The sequence below is a fragment of the Kibdelosporangium banguiense genome, assembly GCF_017876405.1.
In the GTDB taxonomy this organism is placed as follows: domain Bacteria; phylum Actinomycetota; class Actinomycetes; order Mycobacteriales; family Pseudonocardiaceae; genus Kibdelosporangium; species Kibdelosporangium banguiense.
This window is the reverse complement of record NZ_JAGINW010000001.1, coordinates 4,072,429-4,095,444: the sequence shown is the minus strand read 5'-3', so window position 1 is coordinate 4,095,444 and position 23,016 is coordinate 4,072,429. Positions and strand designations below refer to the sequence as shown.

14 protein-coding genes are annotated in these 23,016 nt (G+C 67.0%); 9 read left to right on the top strand and 5 right to left on the bottom strand.

What is annotated here, in order from left to right; all coding sequences use genetic code 11:
• Position 1: 1 nt before the first annotated feature.
• Positions 2–2,242 carry a cache domain-containing protein gene (locus JOF56_RS19350; protein ID WP_209640028.1) on the bottom strand — a complete coding sequence of 747 codons (2,241 nt, stop codon included), beginning with the start codon at positions 2,240–2,242 and terminating at the stop codon, positions 2–4.
• Positions 2,243–2,504: 262 nt separating this feature from the next.
• Between JOF56_RS19350 and JOF56_RS19345 the strand changes: the two genes are divergently transcribed.
• Positions 2,505–3,419, top strand: a complete 915-nt coding sequence (locus tag JOF56_RS19345) for a hypothetical protein (protein WP_307855156.1) — start codon at positions 2,505–2,507, stop codon at positions 3,417–3,419.
• 192 nt (positions 3,420–3,611) lie between these two features.
• Here JOF56_RS19345 and JOF56_RS19340 read toward each other — a convergent pair whose 3' ends face one another.
• From JOF56_RS19340 to JOF56_RS19330, 3 genes are all read right to left on the bottom strand, one after another.
• The gene (locus JOF56_RS19340; protein WP_209640025.1) at positions 3,612–4,046 is read right to left on the bottom strand and encodes a hypothetical protein; all 435 of its coding nucleotides are present in this window, start codon (positions 4,044–4,046) and stop codon (positions 3,612–3,614) included.
• A gap of 202 nt (positions 4,047–4,248) precedes the next feature.
• Positions 4,249–4,755 carry an SLOG cluster 4 domain-containing protein gene (locus tag JOF56_RS19335; protein ID WP_209640022.1) on the bottom strand — a complete coding sequence of 169 codons (507 nt, stop codon included), beginning with the start codon at positions 4,753–4,755 and terminating at the stop codon, positions 4,249–4,251.
• 24 nt (positions 4,756–4,779) lie between these two features.
• Positions 4,780–6,360 (bottom strand): helix-turn-helix domain-containing protein, encoded by a 1,581-nt coding sequence (locus JOF56_RS19330; protein WP_209640019.1) that lies wholly within the window; start codon positions 6,358–6,360, stop codon positions 4,780–4,782.
• Between the two features lie 805 nt (positions 6,361–7,165).
• Here JOF56_RS19330 and JOF56_RS19325 point away from each other — a divergent pair.
• The 8 genes from JOF56_RS19325 to JOF56_RS19285 all read left to right on the top strand — a co-directional run bounded on the left by JOF56_RS19325 (position 7,166) and on the right by JOF56_RS19285 (position 20,660).
• Positions 7,166–7,498: a hypothetical protein gene (locus tag JOF56_RS19325; RefSeq protein ID WP_209640017.1), complete on the top strand. Its 333-nt coding sequence runs from the start codon at positions 7,166–7,168 to the stop codon at positions 7,496–7,498.
• A 339-nt stretch (positions 7,499–7,837) separates the two neighbouring features.
• Positions 7,838–10,615, top strand: a complete 2,778-nt coding sequence (locus JOF56_RS19315) for a Pls/PosA family non-ribosomal peptide synthetase (RefSeq protein ID WP_245378311.1) — start codon at positions 7,838–7,840, stop codon at positions 10,613–10,615.
• Positions 10,616–10,652: 37 nt separating this feature from the next.
• On the top strand, positions 10,653–13,280 hold the full coding sequence (locus JOF56_RS19310) for a non-ribosomal peptide synthetase (RefSeq protein WP_209640014.1): 2,628 nt from the start codon (positions 10,653–10,655) through the stop codon (positions 13,278–13,280).
• A gap of 48 nt (positions 13,281–13,328) precedes the next feature.
• Complete coding sequence (locus JOF56_RS19305) at positions 13,329–14,333, top strand: TauD/TfdA family dioxygenase (RefSeq protein WP_209640011.1); 1,005 nt, start codon at positions 13,329–13,331, stop codon at positions 14,331–14,333.
• Complete coding sequence (sbnB, locus tag JOF56_RS19300; RefSeq protein WP_209640008.1) at positions 14,330–15,403, top strand: 2,3-diaminopropionate biosynthesis protein SbnB; 1,074 nt, start codon at positions 14,330–14,332, stop codon at positions 15,401–15,403. Before JOF56_RS19305 ends, sbnB begins: the two co-directional genes overlap by 4 nt.
• Before the next feature lie 40 nt (positions 15,404–15,443).
• The gene (gene sbnA / locus JOF56_RS19295; protein WP_209640006.1) at positions 15,444–16,430 is read left to right on the top strand and encodes a 2,3-diaminopropionate biosynthesis protein SbnA; all 987 of its coding nucleotides are present in this window, start codon (positions 15,444–15,446) and stop codon (positions 16,428–16,430) included.
• 19 nt (positions 16,431–16,449) lie between these two features.
• A complete protein-coding gene (locus JOF56_RS19290; protein ID WP_245378310.1) occupies positions 16,450–17,607 on the top strand; it encodes a threonine synthase in 1,158 nt (385 codons plus the stop codon).
• Positions 17,608–17,744: 137 nt separating this feature from the next.
• Positions 17,745–20,660: an AfsR/SARP family transcriptional regulator gene (locus tag JOF56_RS19285; RefSeq protein WP_209640003.1), complete on the top strand. Its 2,916-nt coding sequence runs from the start codon at positions 17,745–17,747 to the stop codon at positions 20,658–20,660.
• Between the two features lie 36 nt (positions 20,661–20,696).
• Here JOF56_RS19285 and JOF56_RS19280 read toward each other — a convergent pair whose 3' ends face one another.
• Positions 20,697–22,997 carry an ATP-binding protein gene (locus JOF56_RS19280; protein ID WP_209640000.1) on the bottom strand — a complete coding sequence of 767 codons (2,301 nt, stop codon included), beginning with the start codon at positions 22,995–22,997 and terminating at the stop codon, positions 20,697–20,699.
• Between the last annotated feature and the right edge of the window lie 19 nt (positions 22,998–23,016).

The following is a 23,016-nucleotide window of genomic DNA, read 5'->3' as shown; positions in this document are numbered from 1 at the left end:
TTCAGCTCTCTCGTCGGATGAGGGCATGTTTCGGTGGGTTCGCCGCGGATCGTCCCGGCCGCGCCGGAATCCCGGCGGGCCTGCCGCGCGGGCGGCGGACATCACCCAGACGGTGAGCGCCATCGGTGAGCGCCTGCCGGCAGATCTCCAGGCAGGACGTGATCGTCCCGATATGGTCCTGGCGGACCGGGTAGATCACGGACTTGATGTCCCCGTTCACCAGCCGCTCGCCGGCTGCGGCGGTCCGCCGTAGCGGCCGGACGAACATGAGTTCGTGCCATCCACAGTGGAGCAACGCGATGACCATGCCGAGCAGCGCCACCACGAGGGCTCGCCGCCGCAGCTCGTTTCCCGGCAGGTTCAGCTCGGCGACGAGCTGCTCGGTGACCACGACCCAGCCGAGCATCGCTGCCGATCGGGAGCCGCCGATCGCCACCGAGGCGACAATGGAAGGGCCGGTAGGACTCTGCATGACACTCGCGCCGGACATTCGTGTGCGCGCCTCACCGGCGCTTCGTCGCAGTGAGTCGTCGGACAGTTCTTGGAATGCCAGGTATCCTTCGGTGTCGGCGATCGTGCGCAGTCCGGTGTCGACAATCCGGGCCCGGCCGGCGGACTGCCTGAGCAGCCCGGAGATGTGCTCGACGTCGAACTCGGCCACCACAGCGCGCTGCCCGTCCGGCAGCGAGCGGTGCGCGAAGATCACGGGCAACCGGCCGCTGGTGTTGTACTGGTGCAGACCTTCTTCGTCGACGGGCAGCCGCTCCGCCGCACGCAACGGTGGGCGTCCGAAATGGACGATGATCCGCCCGGTCAGGTCGACGAGGTAGACACTTCGGTACCTGTCCTCCCGGCCGGCCAGCTGCGCCATCGATGTTCGCAACGCCGGCTCCTCGTTCCTCGCACTGAACCGGCTGAGCGCCTTCAGGTCGGACATGCCCTCGTCGAGGCTGCGGCGCACCGAGTCAGCGATCCATGCGACTTCCACACCTCGTTGCGCAACGGCGGCCGCGGGTACCGCCGGCACGGAAACGCCCACGGTCATGGCGACGAGTGCCGACCAGGCCAACAGTGCGGCAGTGCCAAGGATGACGGCATGCCGGGCGGCAAATCCCAGTGCTGAGCGCCTGTTCGGTCTGGCGAACTCACCTCGCAACCGAACCCGGCAGTTCTCGATCACCGCGGCGATCCGCCGGACCTCGACGACCTTCGAGATCCGGATGGTCCGGTCGAGAACCCCGGACGCGACCGCGATGGCGTCGGCTCGCAGCCGGCGGACCGGGCCGACCAGTACCGCTCGGACCAAGGCGAATCCGAGGATGGCCACAACGACCAGCGCCGCGGCCGGCACAAGCGGATGCCACTGCGACTCGTCGTGATCGATCGACGCATGGCTCACTGAAACCAGACTGAGCCCGAGGGTCCCGGACATCTCGGCAACCGCCAGTGGCGCATAGGCGACTACCGGCACCACAGCGGCATCTTGCGTCGAGCCGTCTCGTTGCGTCGCACCCACTTTGCTGCCACTGCGGCCCGCCGTCGCCTCAGCGGCAGCCGCACGGATCAGCGGGGGAAGTACTCGGTCGCCGGTTGCGGGAACTGGGCCGTAGGAATCGACAACCGCGCCGGTCGCCGTCACCAGCAGCACGCTCTGCCCCAGCCGTTCATCAAGGGGAAACTCCGAGCTGGACAAGTCGAGGGACGCCACCAGAAGCCGTCCGTTGTGGTCACTGCCCAGCGGGATGGTCGCCACCAGCAGCACTCCGTGTCCGGCACGGGCAACCGGCCGGATACTCGCTACCCGCAACGATGTGCGATCCAGTTCATCGAGCGGTACCGGTTCGCCCCTGGCGGCGATCATCCGTTCGCCCGCCCCTTCGACCAGCGCCATCCCCCGCCACCGCGGGTAGACCTCGCCGAGCTGGACGAGTAGATCATCGGGGTCCCGTGCGAGGCCTGCGGCGGGCGACGTCACTGCCACGCGCAGGTTGGTCACCTCCTTGGCCACCGATGCGGCGAGGGTGCGCGCCATCGACGCGGTGAATCGTTCCTGCGGCTCGACAACGGCTGCCGGAACCGCCGGTGTGGCCGGTTGCTGGAGGTAACACGCACAGAAGACAGCCAGCAACAGCGACAGTGCCAACCCGACGCTGGAAGGCACCCCCACACCACCAGGAAATCGTGCCTCGGCGAGTTGTTTCTCCAGCCGCGTCTGACGCCGGCCGATCCACGTTGTCGTCATCGCTCACCCACCACGCCTAGCAGGAGCCTGATGTGCGTCTGCGTGGGACTCAACCACCGCAATGAATTCGAGCCTTCGTTCGACTGGACAAGGGCGTGCCGTGGATCTCATCCGCGACAGCCGGGTCACGCCCCAAAGCCGGATGGCGGCTTGCGGGACTTGGTCATCTTGGCTTCACGTGATCTTGCGGACCAGTGGCCACTCAACTGGCCTCTAGCTGAATCGAGCAATGCCCGGCTGATCCGATCTAGAGTTCGCCGAAGTGGACGACAGATCGGCAAGCCTCAGGCTCCGTGCTCTCGTGGTCACCTGCGTGCTGGCCGCCGCTGTGATCATCGGGATCGGCGGGTGGCCCGGGCAGAACGGCGAGCGCCCCATTGCCCGGCTGGCCGAGCGCCTTGCCGAGTTCACCCGTGGACTTCGGCCGGACGGGCGCTACCGGGCTCCGACGAGCGCAGAACGCGAAACCGCCTCGCGCGGCTTCGCGTCGCTGTTCGTCGGCGCGAACGTCTGGCTTGCCACCAGCCGTTTGACACCGCTCGGATTCTCAATCGATCACGAGATCGACGAGGCAACCGGGCGCCCGTACCTGTTGATCATGAACGAACCTGATTCCGAACGCGCCTGGGGCATGTACATGGTGGACCTCTCCGCGGCCGTCCGACTGGCGATCGAGGTGCCCCACCCGAACTCGGATCTCAAGACCGAGCAGATGGGGCTCGAACTGTTCCGGCTTGTCCCAGGCTCGATCCTGATGATCGCTGGAGCGCACCGCGACGCAGCCGGTAAGGCCGCGGATGTCGCTCATCGCAGGGATTCGATGTTCCACGTCATGGCAACCGGCTTCGCCGGCCGTGGCCTGCCCCAGGTCCAGTTGCACGGCTTCAGCGACGCAACCCTGCCGGCACGGGATCTGGTGATCTCCACCAGCACTGGCCAGGCCGGTGAAGTCGCCGAACACACCGCGCTACAACTTGAGCGAGCGGGACTCGCTGTCTGCCTCGCATGGCGCGAAAAATGCGGGAAGCTGGGCGGAACCCGGAATGCGCAGGGCCAGACGGCGGCGGCATTTGACAGCCCGTATCTTCATGTGGAGGCCAGCCGATCCGTGCGCGAGGACGCCGGACGACGAGCGGCCGTGATCGAGGCGATCGCTGCCGTTCTTCTACTCCGATAGTGAGCCAGCAGGGCTGTGCCGCATGGGCGGCCGGTACCACTGCTCGACAAGGAAACGACTTTGGCAAGAATGCACAAAAGGTGCCGAAGTCGATCTCGCCGATCGCGTCGGCGAGATCGACTTCGGCACCGCGAGCGAGGGCGGCTCGGAAAGCACGACCACCTTCGGCAGTCGTCAGGCCGTTGTTCGCATTCAGCCCTTCATGAGGCTACCCCTGACAGCGACGGACTTCTTCGGCGACGAATTCGCGACGGAAACGGCTTTGTCCTTTCCGCATGCTTTCGGGGAGTCAAGCATCTTGGTGCTGCCATCTTCCATCGTGTACCACAGCCGCACCCAGACGCACTTCCCGTCATCCTTCTTGTCGAGCACCTTGCCCTTGGACCGTCCGCCCTTCCAGCAGACCGTGCCCTCAGCGGATCCCCACGGCTTGTCTATTTTGAAATTGCCGCAGTCGGCTTCCAGCAGTGCGGCGGGCGACGCAGTCGCGTCGCTTTCCGGAACGAGCGCCACCTCGTCCGCATGACCCTGGGATACAGGAGCAGCGTGTCCGGGTCCGGCGACGCACAGTAGTGAAATACCCAGCGCCGTCGCGAGTCCGGCCGCGTGCAACCAGTATTTGCTCATATAAACATAACCCTTTTCTGGTTTACAGGGAGCAAAACAAAAGTGGCGGCCGATGCGAAATCAGCACCACCACACTGAAGCAGAGTCCAGTATGAGACCAGATACTCGAAAAGTGCAGGGGCCATGTGCGCGGCCCACAGGAGTGAACTTCTGACCCACGGGCCGGAAAGCTGCCACGTGGGGCGTCAGGCAGCGGAGTGGATCAGCTGATTTCCTGAGGCCTCGCCTGAGGGATGGCCGCCAAAGCGAAGTCGACTGCTTGCCGAGGGCTACTGGCAACTATCACGGATTCTGGCAGCGGGTTGCCGTCACGGTCGAGAATGGTCCAGCTGCCAAGGGTGATGACAGGGATGCCGCCGCGTCGTTTGGCCAGGGCGATCTCGGACAGGGTGCCCCAGGAGCCACCGATCGCGATGACGGCGTCGGCCGACCACACGATGATGGCGTTGCGGGCTTCACCGAGGTTGGTGACGATCACCGCCGAGAGATCGGGGCTGGCGTCCGCGACGGTGTTGTCAGGGCGGACACCGATGACGAGGCCGTTGGCGGCGCGCGCTCCGGCAGCGACAGCGGCCATGACGCCGGCGCCGCCGCCGCAGATCACGGTGACTCCAGCCTGCGCAAGCAGACTGCCGACCTCGCGAGCGTGGATCTTGTCGTCATCGGTGCAGTGGCGGGGTCCGCAGACAGCGACCTGTAAAGGCAGCATTCCAGGTCACCTTCCATGTGTCGATCAGCCGGCTCTGCCTGACTCGAGTTCCGCCGGGCCGACCGCGTGCTGGGTACAGAAGTCAGCTAGATCATCCCGCAGGGAGGCCACTCGGCGGGAGTCCTGATCGGATCGTTTCTCCAGCAATGTGCTCAGCGAGCGGGCACGGCTCATCACGGGCACAGTGCGGTGTTCGGCGACAGTGGACCGCAGCACTGGGCTGAGTTGCTCCCCGAGGGCGTCGAGGTCTCCACGAGCCAGGTGGGCGCGAGCGAGGTCGATGCGCGCGGCGGCAACGAACTGGGCGTTGGGCTGGGATTCGGCCGTGAACTGGTCGACAGCGCTGGCAGCCCAGGCAACCGCGGCTTCCATGTGCTCGGTGCCGCCGAGCGCGCGGTGGGCCTCGCTGGCGTAGTAGGCGGCTTTGCCGGGAGCGAAGGCCAGCACTCCGGGCTCGTCGACGCCCGGCTCGATGGGTGCGGACTCGGCGATCGCCAACGCTTGTTTGACCTCGTCAGGCCGTCGGCGGGCAGCGTTGATGCGGGCCTGCTGGCTGACCAGCCGCAACAGCGCGGTGCCGCCGGTGGCGTCCGGCAGCGCGGCCTCGACCAGTTGGGCGGCCTCGTGGAAGCGGCCGTCCCAGTACGCGACGTTGGACTGCACCCAGCGGATGTAGACCCTCAGCGGGGTGTAGCCGGCCTGCTCGGCACAGTGCAGCGCGGTACGGGCGTGGGTTTGTGCGGCGTGGCCGTGCCCCAGATCGGCTGTTGCGTGGGCGAGCAACGCACATATCTGCCCGGCGACCTTGTACAGGTCCATCGTGTGCTTCGGCTGCTGGCGCCCGGCGATCAGCGCGAACATGTCGTCGCGGGCACCGAGCAGCCTGGAGAACAGCGGGGCCGGCGGGTCGATCAGGTAGCGCGCCGCGATGTCGGCGACGTCGGCGGCCATTTGTTCCAGCACGTCGTCGTCGACGTTGGTGGTGGCACTCCAGCGCCGGAACCGGGCTGATTCATCGGCTGCCATGACAACCTCCTCACGGATGGGCAGACCTTGTGCGTCGCAGCGCACGACGCGACGGCCGCCCCGAACAGGAACAGGGGCGACATCCTGGTGCGCTGACCCAAGATCGAAGTGGATGCTGTCACTTCGCATGCTGTGCAGGGGGGAGGCCGCAGTTACGGCCGGGGCCGGCAACGCGAGCAGGTCCCCATGCGGGAACATGGTGAACAGGCTGCGATCGGCGGGGCCGAGGTGTTCCAGGTCGTCGGCATCAACGAGCTGGGATGGCGTGCATCCGCAGCCGAACACGGCGGCGAGGTTGGCCAGGTAGTGCACGCTGGGCTGGACACCACCGTGCGGCCAGCTCTCATACTCACTGACGCGATTATCCGACAGCTTCGCCCCAGGGTGAGCGGTGTTGTACCGCTGTGCGAGCTTCCACTGCGTCCACCCCAGGGCGTGCCGCCAAGCCACGCGGGGGCGCAGATTGAACCGGCGAGCCATTTCGGCGGCGATCTGGGCGGCAGAGCATCCTAAGCCGCGCATGCGCTCGCGGAGCTGATCACGCTCGGCCTTCGGGGAGATCCCGGACTTCCTGGGCATGGCCCACCCTTCGAATGCGAGTGGAGTACCGAACCTGGGCGAGTGGAGTATCGAACCTACGGCGGATGGTAGCCCGGATGTTGATCGCATTGCGAGATCGACAACCACACACGCCGGAAGTTCTCCCCTGCCGTTCGCGTGTTCGCCCAGTTCAGCGAGGTGTTGGCGGGCGAGGAAAAGTTCCCGTTCGCACCGGAACCGAAAGCCCGCGACAGGCGCCAGGGTTGTGTGTGGATGCAGGCACCATGCCCAGGGGACCCCGCGGGTCCTCCAGACGAGGAGGTCGGCTTACGTGACCACCGCGATCAAACGCGAGAGTCCTTCAACCCCACCCGAGACGCCCTGCAGGCAGCCGCGCGCGGTGCTGTACCAGGCGGACGGGCCGCACACCACAGGGCAGGCGACGGCGAGATGACCACGGCGGACGACACACAAGGCATCGTGGCCGTCGTCGTCGCCGTGGACAGTCCACTGGGGCGCGCCGTCAAGGCGATCGACGAACTGACCGCACACTTACCATCACCGCGGGAGCCACAAGAGTGCCCGCTGTGCCCGAAACAGTCCTGGCCATGCCCCGGGTTCCATGCCGCCGCCCATCACGTCCACGCGGCCCGGCTGTGGATCGCGGAGTTGGTACCGCCCCACCTGCACCCCCGGTTATGGCCCATGCCGCCCCGGCTGCCGATACCGACGGACTCCGTCGGCAGCGACGACTCTTCTCCTCTCTGGCCGCCGCCGCAGGAGGAACCACCCGTTGGCGTCCTCTCCACACCTGAAGGCGGGGTCTCCGCCGATTGGAGTCCTGATGAACGAGGTCTTGGCCTCGACCCTGCGTAACGCGGTCTACGAGCGACTGGACTATCTGGACAGATTGGTCAACGAGGCCGATCTGCCTTCCCGTGCCTCGCTGGCCGATTCCGAGATCGCCCGTATGACGGCCGCATGGCGAAACCTGTTGGCCAAACACGAGCCCGACTACCGCGGCCGCTGCCGGGAGTGTGGCGGATGGCGCCGTCGCCGGCCACATCCGTGCTCAGTATGGACGACCGCGCACAAGAACCTGATCGTCATCGACTCTCCCAAAACGCCCTCGACCGGCCGGCACGCCGCTGCCTCCTACCTGCCATCGGCGGGGTGACCGGCCAGGGGAGCGCGCAGTGCCCCCGATCCTGTGCGCTCCCCGCAACATCTGCTGTGTTCGTGTGCCGTCCGGCCTGTGCCCGGGCGGCACACTGCCGTTCCGGTACGACGCCGCCTGCGGCCCAGTTGCGTTACGGCTGCGGCCGCCGCAAGCACGCCGCAATCGGCGGGCGTTCCAGTGGTCGCCAGAACAGTCCGATACGCCCAGGCTGTCAGTGGCTCCTCCCTCAGCGCGCTGTCGCTCGTAATGTGGGAATCCTGCCCGATCAAGGCCGCGGGCGTGGCATCCCGGCGGCGCACGGCCATTCCCTGGCGGACCGCTGGAAGGAGGCGCGACATGTCAGTGGACCACCGAACCCTCGACGGCTCCGACGCCACGACCGGCATCGAGCCGGCCATCGCTGGGATACTGGCCGAGGTCGTGCGCGTCGAGCGGGTGCCAGTGGACAGTCACTTCTTCGACGACCTCGGCGCCGACTCGATGATGATGGCCCAGTTCTGCGCCAGAGTCCGAAAACGGCCAGACCTGCCGTCAGTGTCCATAAAGGACATCTACCAGCACCCCACGATCAGGAGCCTGGCGGCGGCGCTCGCGGACACGGCGCCGAACCCGATCGAGCGGATGCTGGCCGAAGTGCTGGCCGAGGTCGTGCGCGTCGAGCAGGTGCCAGCAGACAGTCACTTCTTCGACGACCTCGGCGCCGACTCGATGATGATGGCCCAATTCTGCGCCCGGGTCAGGAAACAACCGAACCCGCCATTGGTGTCCATAAAGGACACATATCAGCACCCCACGATCAGGAGCCTGGCGGCGGCGCTCGCGGACACCGCGCCCGTCCCTGCAGGCTCGCCGGTCCCGGCGACAACCGAGGTGGCGACGCCGGTCAGCACGCGGCAGTACGTCCTGTGTGGAATGCTGCAGGTCCTGATCCTCCTCGGATACGCCTTGCTTGTCGGGCTCGCCGTCGGACAAGGCGTCGACTGGATTTCCGCTGGGAAGGGCCTGCTCGACGTCTACCTGCGGATGGCGCTGGCCGGTGGCGCGGGTTTCCTTGGCATGTGCGTTCTTCCGATCCTGGCGAAGTGGGTGCTCATCGGCCGGTGGAAGCCCCAGCGGATCCGGATCTGGAGCCTGGCCTACGTCCGCTTCTGGGTAGTCAAGACCTTGGTCACGCTGAGCCCGCTGGTGTTGTTCGTCGGCTCGCCGCTCTATGTGCTGTATCTGAGGGCGCTGGGTGCGAGAGTCGGGCGCGGCGTGGTGGTCTTCTCCCGGCACGCGCCGGTGTGCACCGATCTGCTGACCATCGGCGAGGGCACGGTCATCCGCAAGGACGCGTTCCTCACCGGCTACCGGGCCTGCGCCGGCTGGATTCAGACGGGCGCAGTGACTCTCGGGCGGGACGTGTTCGTCGGCGAGAAGGCGGTGCTCGACATCGGGACGTCGCTCGGCGACGAGGCCCAGCTCGGCCATGCTTCCTCGCTGCACGCCGGGCAGGCCGTGCCCGAGGGCGAGCGCTGGCACGGGTCCCCGGCGCAGCCGGCCGGAGCGGACTACCTGGGGGTCGAACCGGCCGGCTGCGGCACCGGGAGAAGGGCCGCCTACAGCGTCCTGCAGCTGGCGAGCTTGCTGTTCTTCTACGCTCCGCTGGTGTTCGGCAGCGTGGACTTCCTGTTCGCCGAGGTCCCGTGGCTCACCGCGCTGACGCAATCAGAGCCGTCGGCCTTCACCAGCTGGACGTTCTACGGCCTCGCGCTGGTGACCTCCGTCGTGCTGTTCTTCGGCTCGGCACTTGTCGGTCTGCTCGTCGTGGTCACCGTCCCGCGCGTGCTCAACCTCGCCATCAAGCCGGGCAAGGTCTATCGCCTGTACGGAATCCACTACGCCCTGCATCGAGCGATCGCGCGCCTGACCAACTGGAAGTTCTTCATCGAATTGCTCGGTGACAGCACCTACATCGTCGGCTATCTGCGTGGCGTGGGCTACCGCCTGGCTCCGGTCGTGCAGACCGGGGCGAATTTCGGCAAGCAGGTGAAGCACGAGACCCCCTACCTGGTCTCCGTGGGCAGCGGCACGGTGGTCGCCGACGGGCTGTCGATCGTCAACGCCGAGTTCTCCAGCACATCCTTCCGGGTGTCGCGAGCCTCGATCGGGGCGCGCAACTTCCTCGGCAACGACATCGTCTATCCCGCGCAGGGCAGGACCGGCGAGAACTGCCTGCTGGCGACGAAGGTCCTGGTCCCGATCGACGGACTGCTCCGGGAGGGTGTCGGGCTGCTGGGCTCGCCCAGCTTCGAGATCCCGCGCACGGTCGAGCGGGACAGCAGGTTCCACCACCTGGCGAGCGGGGACGGGCTGCCCCGGCGTCTGGCCGCCAAGAACAAGCACAACGCCCGCACCATTGGGTGGTTTCTGCTGTCGCGGTGGTGCTATGCGTTCGTGCTGTCCCTGATCGGTTTGTGGACTGTGGACCTCTACGACTCATGGGGAGCGCCGGCGATCGCGTTGTTCTCCGTGTTCTCCCTGCTGTTCGGCGTGGGCTATTTCGCGCTGGTGGAACGCGCGGCCACGGGATTCCGGGGCACGCGACCGACGTACTGCTCGATCTACCAGGTTGATTGCTGGCAGCGGGAACGTTTCCTGAAGATGACCGGGCACATGCACATGGCGCTCAACGGCACCCCGCTGAAGAACGTGGCCTGGCGGCTGCTGGGTGTCCGGCTCGGTAAGAGGCTCTTCGACGACGGCTGCAATATGGCGGAGAAGGACCTGGTGACGATCGGTGACGACTGCACGCTCAACGCGGGAAGTTCGATCCAGTGTCACTCACTGGAGGACTTCGCCCTCAAGTCCGACCGGATCACGATCGGTTCTGGCTGCACCGTCGGGACCGGTGCGCTGGTCCACTACGGCGTGACGATGGGCGACGGCGCGGTGCTGGCCCCCGATTCCTTCCTGATGAAGGGCGAGGAAATGCCACCGCACGCCCGGTGGGGCGGAAACCCGGCCCGCCAGATGCGGGACGCCTTGGCCGGTTCGCGGGTTCTCCGGGACCACAACGACAACGCCGCTGTGGTCACGTCCGGAACTCGACGAGAAGCAGCACCCGGGACGTAGCCGTCTGGCGCACCGGGAGCGGAGGAAAGGTTTTCCGATGGACATGCATGTGGAAGCCGACCGGGAGTTCTGGCGGAATGTGCTCGTCGCGGGCGGGTTCACCGCGATTCCGCGGTGGACTCTGGATCCGGTGCCCGGTGTGGCCGGGCACGAGGTGCCGGTCCCCGGCCAGGACGTGGTGGCGTTGCGGCGGCTGGCGGACGAACTGGCGGTGCCGTTCAGCTCGGTGCTGCTAGCCGCGCACGCCAAGGTGCTGGCCGCGTTGTCCGGTGAGCGCGAGGTCGCGACCGGCTACGTGGCCGTGGCGGGCGGGCGGCCGTTGCCGTGCCGGCTGACCACAGAGCCCATTTCGTGGCGGACGTTGGTGCTGGAAGCCCATCGGGCCGAGTCGCAACTGCTGTCGCACAAGGATTTCCCGGCCGATGACCTCAAACGCGAGCTGGGCCTGACCGGACCGCTCTTCGAGACCGTGCTCGATCCGACCGGCGCCACGGTCGTCGGGCACGACCTACCCGGGGACACCGTGCTGTGGGTAGAAACCGTATGGCACAACGGCCACCTCGTGCTGCGGTTGCGGTACCGGACCGACGTGCTCGACGCGGGCTATGCCGCCCGGATCGCCGACTATCACCGCACCGCGCTCGCACTGATCGCGGCCGATCCGGAGGCCGAGCACGGCCGGCAGAGCCTGCTGACGGACGAAGAAGTGCTCTTCCAGCTCGACGGGCTGGCCGGTGCTCGCCGGGACTTGCCGGACCTGCGGGTGCATGAACTGTTCGAGCAGCGGGCGGCAGCGCACCCGGACACGGTCGCGGCCGTGCACGGCGACCGGCAGTGGACCTACCGCGAGCTCAACGCCCGGGCCAACCGGCTGGCACGAGCCCTGCTGGCCCGAGGCCTGCACCGCGAGGATGTCGTCGCGGTGGTGATGCAACGCACCCTGGACTGGATGGCCGCCGTCCTGGCGATCTTCAAGGCCGGTGGCGTGTATCTGCCGCTCGAGCCGCAGTTCCCGGCCGGTCGCATCGCGACCGCGCTCTCCCGTGCCCACTGCACGCTCGTGCTGAGCGAACACGGCAGCACCAGCACCCTCCAGACGGCCCTCGACACCCTGTCCCGAACCCCGACACCCGCAACCCAGACACCCGCAACCCAGACACCCGGAAGCCAGGCGCCCGGAATCCGGCTACTGCGTGTCGAGGCGGCCTACGCGGAGAACCATCCCGACGGCAATCCCGGTGTCCAGGTCGCGCCGGACCAGCTCGCCTACGTCCTGTTCACCTCCGGCTCCACCGGCGAACCCAAGGGCGCGATGTGCGAGCACGCGGGCATGCTCAACCACATCTACGCCAAGATCACCGACCTCGGAGTCGGGGAAGGCGAGGTGATCCCGCAGACCGGCCCGCAATGCTTCGACATCTCGCTCTGGCAACTGCTGGCCGCGCTGCTGGTGGGCGGGCGGACCCTGCTGGTCGGCCAGGAGACGATCCTGGACGTCGAACGGTTGCTCGACACCATCGCGGCCGGCCGGGCCGGGGTGCTGCAGCTCGTGCCGTCCTACCTCGACCTCGTGCTGTCCTACCTGGAACAGCACCCCCGCGAGCTGCCGCACCTGCACACCGTCTCCCCCACCGGCGACGTGCTGAAGAAAGAGCTCGTCGAACGCTGGTTCGCCGCCCAGCCCGGGATCACCCTGGTCAACACCTACGGGCTGACCGAGACCTCGGACGACGCCGTGCACGAGGTCATGGACCGGGTACCGGCCGGCGAGCGGATCCCGCTCGGCCGCCCCATCCACAACGTGCACGTCTACGTCGTCGACGAGAACCTCTCACCGGTGCCCCTGGGCGCCCCCGGCGTGATCGTCTTCTCCGGGATCTGCGTCGGCCGCGGCTACATCAACGACCCCGAACGCACCCGCGGGGTCTTCACCACCGATCCGCACCGCGAGGGACAGCGGCTGTGCCGGACCGGCGACTACGGCCGCTGGCGGCCGGACGGCACACTGGAGTTCCTCGGCCGCCGGGACAACCAGGTCAAGGTCCGGGGCTTCCGGATCGAGATCGGCGAGATCGAGAACGCCCTGGTACGGGTGCCCGGTATCCGCGACAGCGCCGTCGTGGCCACCGGCGCGATCCATGGCACGCGACTGGTGGCCTTCTACACCGGCCGGCAGCCACTCCCCACCGACCACTTGGCCGACCGGCTGGCCGAGTCGCTGCCCGGCTACATGATCCCGTCGGCCTTCCACTGGCGGGAAGACCTGCCGCTGACCCCCAACGGCAAGATCGACCGCACCACCCTGACCACGCTCGCCGGGCAACCCGGCGACAGTGCCACCACCGACACCACCGACACCACCGATATCACCGACAGCACCGAGCAGGACCACCAGACGCCCAGCACGCCCACCGAACAGCGCCTGGCCACCGCCTGGGCCACAGTGCTCGGCATCCCGCCCGACCAGATCAGCCGGCGGGACCACTTCTTCGACCGGGGCGGCACCTCACTGTCAGCAGTACGGCTGGTGATCACCTTGGACCGCGCGGTGACCCTCACCGACCTCACCCGCCACCCGATCCTCGCCGACCTGGCCACGATCCTCGACGAGGCCGCCACATCTACCACTGCCGGGTCACCGGCTTCGCCACAACCGGCTTCGTGAGGAGCAGCACCGGCTTCTTCCCCACGGAGCAACTGAAAGGACAACGAGATGTCGTCCTCATCCCGGGTAGCACCACCCGGCGTGGACCTGCACCCCGGCACACCCCCGATACTCCTCGCCGACCCGGCCGGCGACCCGCCGGGCTGGGCGGCCGAACACCGGGACACGCTGCGCGCCATCGTCACCGAGCACGGCGCGGTCCTCATCCGCGGCCTCGGACTACGCGACCCAGCCCAGACCACCGCCGTCTTCCACCACCTGGCCACCGATCTGATGACCGAGAAGGAAGCCTTCGCGTCCCGGCGAACCTACCCCGGCGGCGTGTACTCCTCCTCGACATGGCCGGCCAACCAACAAATGTGCATGCACCACGAACTGAGCTACACCCTCCAATTCCCCAGCCTGCTGCTGTTCGCCTGCCTGCGCGCCCCCACCACGGGCGGCGCCACCGGACTGGCCGACGCACCAGCCATCCTCGACGCACTACCCCCCGAACTGGTCGACCGGTTCACCCGCGAAGGCTGGCTGCTCACCCGCACCTACAACCACGAGATCGGCGCGCCCTACACCGAGGCATTCGGCACCGAGGACCGCGCCGCCATCGAACACTACTGCCGCGCCAACGCGATCGCCTTCCAATGGCAACCCGACGGCACACTCCGCACCCGACAACACCGCAGCGCCATCGTGCGCCACCCCATCACCGGCCGACGCAGCTGGTTCAACCAGATCGCCTTCCTCAACCAATGGACCATCGACCCCGAAATACGCGACTACCTCATCGACGTCTACGGCGCCGACGCCCTGCCGTTCAACACCCACTACGGCAACGGCGACCCCATCAGCGCGGACGTCATCCACCTGCTCAACAAGACCTACGACGCCCACACCGCACGCGAACCCTGGCAGGCCGGCGATCTGATGCTCGTCGACAACATCCGCACCGCCCACAACAGAGACCCCTACCACGGACCACGCGACATGCTCGTCGCACTCGCCGACCCCGTACGCCTGGCCGACTGCTCACCCACCGTGGACGTGAGCACCAGATGACCACTACCCGTTCCACCACACCACAACCCGCACCCCAGGCCGGGCCAGTCACCGTGCCCGGATTCGCCGTGATCCCCGGCGCCCAGGTCCAGCACGCGCTCCAGGGCCGCGAAACCCTGATCGTGGAACTCATCGAGGCCACCTACCGGCTGCACAGCGCCGGCGACTCGGTCAACCCACCGTCCTACTTCCTGCGCTTCCCCGACCACCCCTCCGCCCGGATCATCGCACTGCCCGCCTCGATCGGCGGCCCGGCACCGGTCGCCGGCCTGAAATGGATCTCCAGCTTCCCGCACAACGTGACAGCCGGCCTCCCCCGCGCCTCGGCCGTCCTGATCCTCAACGACCACAACACCGGCTACCCCTTCGCCTGCCTCGAAGCCTCCATCATCAGCGCCACCAGAACAGCCGCACTCGCCGCCGCAGCAACCGACTGGCTCACTCGCAACCGACCACGCCCCACCCACGCCGGATTCATCGGAACCGGCCTGATCGCCCGCTACATCCACACCTTCCTGACCCGCACCGGCTGGTCATTCGACGAGATCGGCGTGCACGACCTGTCCACCGACAGCACCACCGGCTTCCGCAACTACCTGCAGCAGTCAGGTACCACCGGCCGGATCACCGTGCACGACACCGCCGAACACCTCATCCGCTCCAGCGACCTCGTCGTCTTCGCCACCGTCGCCAGCCAGCCGCATGTCCACGACCCGTCCTGGTTCGAGCACAACCCGTTGGTACTGCACGTATCGCTGCGCGACCTCGCACCGCAGATCCTGCTCACCGCCACCAACATCGTCGACGACATCGAGCACTGCCTGAAAGCCGACACCTCACCACACCTGACCGAACAGCTCACCGGCAACCGGGACTTCCTGCACGGCACCCTGCACGACGTGATCGCCGGACGGGTCACACCACCGACCGACCGGCCACTGGTGTTCTCCCCCTTCGGCCTCGGAGTACTCGACCTCGCAGTCGGCAAATACGTCTACGACCACGTGGCCTCCTCCGGCCAACTACACACCATCGACAACTTCTTCCACGAACTGCGCCGGCACGGATAAGCAGCTCGAGTGCTCTACCAGACACATGAGGGGTGCAACGGTGCCAGTCATCTCCGTTCCACAGGACTTCAACGAGGAGGAGCTCTACGTCGACCTCCGGTCGATCGTCGGGCACCCGCTCTTCCTGAAGTGCGAAGGCTTCAACTTCGCCGGCTCCATCAAACTCAAAGCCGCCACCGAAATGATCACAGCCGCCGAACGAGACGGCGCCCTGACACCGGGATCGATCCTGGTCGAATCCTCATCCGGAAACCTCGGCGTGGCACTGAGCATGATCGCGGCCAGCAAGGGCTACCAGTTCCTCTGCGTGACCGACTCCCGCTGCAACCTCTCCACCAGACGACTGATGGAAGCACTGGGCAGCCACGTCCACATCATCACCGAACCCGACACCAACGGCGGCTTCCTCGGCGCACGCATCGACCACGTCCGCACCCTCTGCGCCTCCGACAACCGATACATCTGGCTCAACCAATACGCCAACCCAGGCAACTGGAAAGCGCACTACCACACAACAGCACCAGCGATCGCAGCCGCGTTCCCACAACTGGACGTACTGTTCATCGGAGCCGGCACCACCGGCACCCTCATGGGCTGCGCACGCTACTTCTGGGAACGGCACCGGCCAGTACGGATCATCGCCGTGGACAGCGTCGGCTCGGTCACCTTCGGCGGCACACCACGCCGCCGAATGATCCCCGGCCTGGGCACCAGCCTCCGCCCGCCACTGCTCGACGAATCCTATGTAGACGACGTGATCCACGTCGAAGAAGCCGACACCATCCGCACCTGCCACCGCCTGGCCCGAAACGGATTTCTCTTCGGCGGCTCCACCGGCACAGTGGTCAGCGGCGCAACAGACTGGCTGGCCCAGCACGACACACGTGCACTCACCGCAGTAGCCATCGCCCCCGACCTCGGCGAACGCTACCTCGACACCATCTACCAAACCAACTGGCTACAGGACCTCTACGGCGAAAACGTACTCAATTCCAACAAGCTGACCGCCGGCTCCCAGCCAGTCTGACACACGAGGTGACCACGACATGGACCGTGTGACCGGGTCGGTCGGCCTGGCGGGTTGTGAATGGCTGCAATACGACTACAACCCCACGCTGATAGCGCAGGACCGGCCGGGATCGTTCACCATGTGGCGATACCGGGAGCTGCTGCCGGTTGACGATGGTCCGGTGCGGTACCCGGTGCCGATCGGCGGCACACCGCTGCTGCCCGCGCCGGCCCTGAGACAGACGATGGGCATGCCGCACCTGTGGATCAAAGACGAGACACGCAACCCGACTGCGTCCAATAAGGACCGCGCCACCGCACTCGTGCTCGAAGACGGGCTGCGGCGCCGAGTGGACACGATCACCACCGCGTCCACCGGCAACGCGGCTGTCGCGACCGCCTTCGGTGCCGCGGCAGCCGGGATACGGGCCGTCATCTTCGTGTCCACCGACTGCCAGCCGGACAAACTCACACTCATGACCCAAGCCGGCGCATGGGTCTTCCTGGTACGCGCAGGCTACGCGGCCGCCGTCGACCTCTCCCGGGCCGCCGCCCGCACATTCGGCTGGCTCGACCGCAACACCGGCGCCAACCCATTCACCATCGAAGCGAAAAAGACAGTGGCATTCGAGATATGGGAACAACTCGAACGCCGGCCACCGGACGTGATGATCGCCCCGGTCGGCGACGGCCCCACACTGGTGGCGCTCGACAAAGGCTTCGCCGAACTTGTCAGCTGCGGCCTCGCCACGCGGCGACCACGCCTGATCGGCGTACAGGCCGAGCACTGCCAGCCGTTGGTGCGAGCCTGGCTCGGTACCCCCGCCGGGCCGGCGGAGCTGGATCCCGCCGCCACGGTCGCCGACGGCATCGCAGTGGTGCGCCCGGCCATCGGGAACGCCGTGCTGGACGCGGTGCGCCGAGGCGGCGGAGCAATGGTGGCGGTCTCTGACAACGCACTACTGGGCGCGGTCGCGACATTGGCCGGCCGGGCCGGCGTGGGCGCCGAACCCGCCGGGGCGGCGGCCCTGGCCGGGCTGGAAGTCGCTGTCGAACACGGCCTGGCAGACCGAGCGGAAACCGTGGCTCTCCTGGTCACCGGCCGGGAAGTGAAAACCAACAGGGCGACGTCCCGCCCGGACCGGACGGCCATCGTCGAAACACTCGACCAAGTCGAGCGGGCTTTGGAGCAATAACAGTTCGATTGTCAGATTTGAGACAATGGCACGTTCTGGTCGTGCTCTAGCCCTTTCTTTCCCTGGAGAGCAGATAGCATCGGTCATTCTCAGAGCCGTGTCTGACCTGCGGATGGGCGCCGCAGGCGGGGGTGGGAATGCCGGAAAACGTGGAGATCCATCTGCTGGGGCCGATGGAGGTAATCGGTCCGGGTGGTTTAGTGGAGCTACATGGTGGAGGACAACGCACTCTGATCGCCCGCCTGGCATTGCCGCCGGGCAAGACGGTGACTCGTGCGACACTCATCGATGCGTTGTGGGCTGACGCGGGACCACCAGCGGCTCAGAAGACCCTGCACAGTCACCTGGCTCACCTGCGCCGTCAGCTTCGTGCGGCCGGCTTGGCGGATCTGATCGCCACCCAGGATTCCGGCTACGCACTGCGCGCACCCGCGGACGCGGTCGACGCCATCCGCTTCGAGACCTTCTCTGCTGACGGGCGGAACGCATTGGCAGCAGGAGACCCGAAAACGGCGACAGAGTTGCTGCAGACGGCGTTGACGATGTGGCGTGGCGAGGCGTTGGCCGACTGCCGTCTCGGCGAATGGCAAAGTGCCGAGACAACCCGGCTCAATGAGGCCAGACTTGCCACTACCGAAGACCTGATCAGTGCGCGCCTCACCCTTGGCGAACACGTCACCGCCGTCGGCGAACTGGAATTCCTCGTCATCCAGCACCCATTCCGGGAACTGCTGTGGGAACTGCTGATCCTTGCCCTGTACCGCTCGGGTCGCCAAGCCGATGCCTTGGCCGCCTTCCAACGTGCCCGTGTCACATTGATCGACGAACTGGGAATCGAGCCAGGCCCCAAGCTACGCCGGCTCGAAACAGCCATACTCACCGCCGACCCCTCGATCGATCAGCCGGTTGCCCCGCAAGCAGACACAACAGTGACCGGCCAGCGCTTCAGAGGCCGCTTGCCGGTGCCGCTCACCCGTCTTGTCGGCCGGGAGACGGATGTGGCAACGGTGCGGCAGTCGCTTCTCCAGCGGCGTCTGGTGACACTCACCGGCCCCGGCGGCTGCGGCAAGACGCGGCTGGCCGTGGCCATAGCGGCGCAGTACACCAAACCTGTCTGTTTCGTGGATCTGGCCCCACTGACCGAATCCGACCTCGTACCGCGGGCGGTCGCCGACGCTCTCAGCCTGAGCGAACAGGGCGGTCGCAGCATCACCGACAGCCTGGTCGACCAGCTGGCAGATCAAGCGCTGCTTCTTCTCCTCGACAACTGCGAACATCTTGTCGGCACCTGCGCGCGGCTGGCCCATGTACTGCTGCCCAACTGTCCGGAGTTGCAGGTCCTGGCCACGAGCCGAGAGCCACTGCATGTACCCGGTGAAACGGTCCACGCTCTGCGGCCCCTGGCCACCCCGGACCCCGGGGCCACGTATTCCCACCGGGATCTTCTCCACTACGACGCGGTCCGGCTCTTCCTTGATCGGGCACAGGACGCCGGAGCCCAGATCGGCACAGACAGGGCTACCGCGCACGAAGTGGCCTTGATCTGCGCGCGCTTGGACGGACTGCCACTCGCACTCGAACTGGCGGCGGCCCGCGCGGCAGCGTTGCCGGTACGCCAGATCGCCGAGCACCTGCACGACCGCTTTCACACGCTCTTTTCCGGCAGCCATGCCGCACGTCCCCAGCATCGAGCCCTGCACACGACCATCAAGTGGAGCTATGACCTGCTCAATCCCGACGAACGCGCACTGTTCCGGCGGCTCTCCGTGTTCGCCGGGAGTTTCGGGTTGGCGAGCGTCACAGCACTATGGCCGCACGACGACGACGCGGCCGATCTGTTGGGCCGATTGGTTGAGAAGTCATTGGTGGCCAAGGAAACCGGCGCCTCGCGTTACCGCTTGCTGGATACGATCCACCAGTTCGCCACCGCCCAGCTCGTCGGGGACGAACTGGCCGACGCGCGGCAACGACACGCCGAATTCCACCTGGCGCTGGCCGAACAGGCGGAAGAACACCTCGACCGCGTGAACGCCGTGGAGTGGCTGGACCGGCTGGCCACCGAGCACGAGAACCTTCGAGCAGCCATCGCCTGGGCGACTGCTCAGCCTGATCCCGCACTGGCCTTGCGACTGGCCGGCTCACTGTCCCGGTACTGCCGGCTGCGCGGACACTACGGGGATGGCCGCAAATGGCTGGCGGACGCCCTGGATCATGGTGAGCAAGCCCCTGACGCACTGCGGGCGAAGGCGTTTGCCGGGGCCGTCACCCTCACCTTCCTTCAGTGCGACTACGACGCTGCTGTACGGCTGGCCGAGCAGAGTCTGGACCTGTATCAGTCGCTGGGTGACGTGCACGGCACTGCCAGCACCCGCCTGCTGCTCGGCTCGATCTGCCGGGAACATGCCAGCTACCAGCAGGCCCTGGACTACCACCAGTCCGCTCTGGAGACCTTCCAAGCCATGGACGATGCTCCGGGCATCGCGCGAGCCCTGCAGCTGTGCGCCTTCACCGCATGGCTGCGCGGCGACTTCGACTCAGCCGCCGAGTGGGCGCGCGAAAGCCTGCGCCGCTTCGAGGAACTGGGCGACACCGGATCGACAGCCAGCGACCTCATGCACCTCGGCGCGGTAGCGCACTACCGCGGCGACAACACGGAGGCGCTCCGGCTGCTCATCAAGTCCAACGCACTTTCCGAGCACAACGGATGCCTGGAAGGAATCGCGTGGACGCTCAACCTCATCGGCCTGGTACACCATGCAACCGGCTCAGCCGAAGCCCGCATGCTCCTTGAACGAAGTCTTGCTCTGCACCGCGAACTCGGTGACCGATGGCGAATGGCCAGCGTGCTCGAGGCACTGGCCGCGATCGCCTGTGATCAGCACCGTTGGCAAGACGCGGCCCGCCTGCTGGACGAGGCCGGGACTTTGCGCACGGCGATCAACAGCCCCATCCCCACCTGCGAACTCCCGCTCTACCTACGCACACGAGCCGCGCTCGAGGCTGCCGACGAACGCCCGATCACCGACCTGCGAGTGGCCCGCCGAGCGAAGTAGTCTCGCCGTCCCCAAGTCCCGAGGCTTACGGCCGGGTCACGCGTCGTCGGCGCCGCCCTTGATCCAGGCCGCTATCTGGACCCGCGATCGGAAGCCCAACTTGTCCAGGATGCGCTCGACATGGCCCTCGGCGGTGCGCTGCGCGATCACAAGCCGAGCGGCGATCTCCTTGTTCGTCAGCCCTTGCCCTACCAGCTCGGCGATCTCTGTCTCGCGACGGGTGAGTTGGGCCGCCGTCGCCTTCTCGTGACTGGGAGCCGCCTTTTCCAGCGTGAACTCGACCACTTCGGCCGGCGACATCGCCTTGCCCCTGGCAAGGGCTGCCTCGAACCCGTGCTCGGTGAGCGCGTCCCGGGTGATCCGCTCGTACTGGACGAAGAGCTTGGAGATGTGCGGATAACTCGGCTCAGCCCCGACGAACCGCCGCAGCGTGTCGGCCGCACCCCAGAGCAGAGCCGCCCGCTCGTGCCTGCCATCACCCGAGGCGCACCATCCCAGCACCTCGACGCACCGGCCGATCGCGCGCAGATCGTAGGTCTGCCAGGCCAGCGACAGGGCCTCTTCGAACAGGGCCGCTGTCTCCTGGAGCGCACCGTCGGCGAGCCGGTACCGGCCAAGCAGCCGCAGCACGATGCACTTCGACCAGCCGGCCCCCGCCAGCTCGACCAATGCGCGTGCCTGTTCCGCGGATACCCGTCCTTCGTCTGGCGCGACGGTGAACGCGGCGATTCCGTGCATTATCAACGTGCGGAAGACGCCCGCCATGTCCGACGCCGCACGGAATCCGACCATCGCCCGATTGAGCAGCGTGAGCGCGCTCGGCGCGTCGCCAAGGTAGATGGCACGCAGCGCTCGACACCAGTCGGCCTGCGCGATGGTGGCGGGGTCCCCGAACTGTCCGGCCAGCACACACGCTTCGTCGAGCATGCTCGCCACCGCGTCATACTCGCCGCAGAACTCCAGCAGATACGCACACGCCACCAGTGCATGGGCACGCACCGCGCTTGGTTGCGGGGCAGCCGCGAGCGCCCGGCGCGACCACAGTCCCCCTTCGCGGAGGAGGCCGCAGGCAAACCAGTAGAACTGAAGCCGGGCAACGATGTCCAGGGCGACGGGCGCACGGGCGGGGTCGGCAAGGCAGAACTCAAGCACGGACCGCAGGTTGCGGTGTTCGCGGCGCAACTCGGTGAACCACGCGATCTCACAGGCGTGGAAGTAGGCGTTCTCCCCGCGATCGACCAGGGCGCGGTAGTAGCCCAGGTGCCGTTCGCGGACCGCGAGTTCCTCGCCAGAGCTGGCCAGCTCGCGTGCTCCGTACTGCCGGACGGTGACCAGCTGCCGGAACCGCGCCTGCCGGCCGTAGGACCCGTCAACCCGGATCACGATGGATTTGTCGGCCAGGCCGACAACAAGGTCGAACACCTCGGACCGGTCGATCCCGTCCCCAGAACACACGGCCTCGACCGCATCGAGGCCGAAGTCGTCGGCGAACATCGACAGCCGCGCCCACATCCGCTGCTCGGTCGGGCTGCACAGACGATGACTCCCCGCCATCGCCGTCTCCAGGGTGCGGTGCCTCGGATCGCCCCCACGGCGCTCGGACGTCAGCAATGCGAACGCATCGTCCAGGTGGGCCAGTATCTCGGTGGGCCCGAGCCCGCGGCACCGCACCGCTGCCAGTTCGATGGCCAGCGGGATACCGTCGAGCCGCCGGCAGATGGCGTGCACTTCAGCCAGGTTCTCGCCGGTGAGCCGGAAGCTGGGCGCTGCGGCGGCCGCCCGGTCGGCGAACAGGGTGACCGCCTCGGAGGCGAACCGCTCTCCAGCGCCGCCGGCCCCGTCCGACGGGAACACCGTGAGCGGTGCCAGCGGAAGAAGCTGCTCGCCTTCCATCCTGAGAAGCTGCCGACTGGTGGCCAGGATGTGCAGACGGGGCGCCGCCGTCAGCAACTTGGTCAGCAGCACAGCGCAGGCGTCCACCAGATGCTCGCAGTTGTCGAGCACCAGCAACAGGTGCTTGTCCTGAAGGTACTCGGCCAACCGGCCGGTCGGATCGGCGCGATGATCCGACAGCCCGAAGGTGTCGGCAACGGCATCGGCGATCAGTTCCCCCTCGTTGAGGCCGGCCAGCTCGACGAGCCAGACACCGTCGGGAAACGCCCGCTGGCACTGCGCGCCGATCCGCAACGCCAGCCGGGTCTTGCCCACCCCGCCGGGTCCGGTGCAGGTCACCAGCCGCGATGTGGACAGCTGGCGGCGCGCCTCGGATAGTTCACGCCGTCGACCGACGAAACTGGTTTGTTCGACAGGCAGGTTTCCCAATGTCCGAGCCGGCATGCCTCGATGGTCGCACGAG

Excerpts from the sequence above, each read along its gene's own strand:
- sbnB (WP_209640008.1), top strand. The coding sequence starts at position 14,330 with ATGACCACTACCCGTTCCACCACACCACAACCCGCACCCCAGGCCGGG.
- JOF56_RS19310 (WP_209640014.1), top strand. The coding sequence starts at position 10,653 with ATGGACATGCATGTGGAAGCCGACCGGGAGTTCTGGCGGAATGTGCTC.
- JOF56_RS19305 (WP_209640011.1), top strand. The coding sequence starts at position 13,329 with ATGTCGTCCTCATCCCGGGTAGCACCACCCGGCGTGGACCTGCACCCC.
- JOF56_RS19315 (WP_245378311.1), top strand. The coding sequence starts at position 7,838 with ATGTCAGTGGACCACCGAACCCTCGACGGCTCCGACGCCACGACCGGC.
- JOF56_RS19340 (WP_209640025.1), bottom strand. The coding sequence starts at position 4,046 with ATGAGCAAATACTGGTTGCACGCGGCCGGACTCGCGACGGCGCTGGGT.
- JOF56_RS19335 (WP_209640022.1), bottom strand. The coding sequence starts at position 4,755 with ATGCTGCCTTTACAGGTCGCTGTCTGCGGACCCCGCCACTGCACCGAT.
- JOF56_RS19350 (WP_209640028.1), bottom strand. The coding sequence starts at position 2,242 with ATGACGACAACGTGGATCGGCCGGCGTCAGACGCGGCTGGAGAAACAA.
- JOF56_RS19280 (WP_209640000.1), bottom strand. The coding sequence starts at position 22,997 with ATGCCGGCTCGGACATTGGGAAACCTGCCTGTCGAACAAACCAGTTTC.
- JOF56_RS19325 (WP_209640017.1), top strand. The coding sequence starts at position 7,166 with ATGAACGAGGTCTTGGCCTCGACCCTGCGTAACGCGGTCTACGAGCGA.
- JOF56_RS19290 (WP_245378310.1), top strand. The coding sequence starts at position 16,450 with ATGGACCGTGTGACCGGGTCGGTCGGCCTGGCGGGTTGTGAATGGCTG.
- JOF56_RS19330 (WP_209640019.1), bottom strand. The coding sequence starts at position 6,360 with ATGCCCAGGAAGTCCGGGATCTCCCCGAAGGCCGAGCGTGATCAGCTC.
- JOF56_RS19285 (WP_209640003.1), top strand. The coding sequence starts at position 17,745 with ATGCCGGAAAACGTGGAGATCCATCTGCTGGGGCCGATGGAGGTAATC.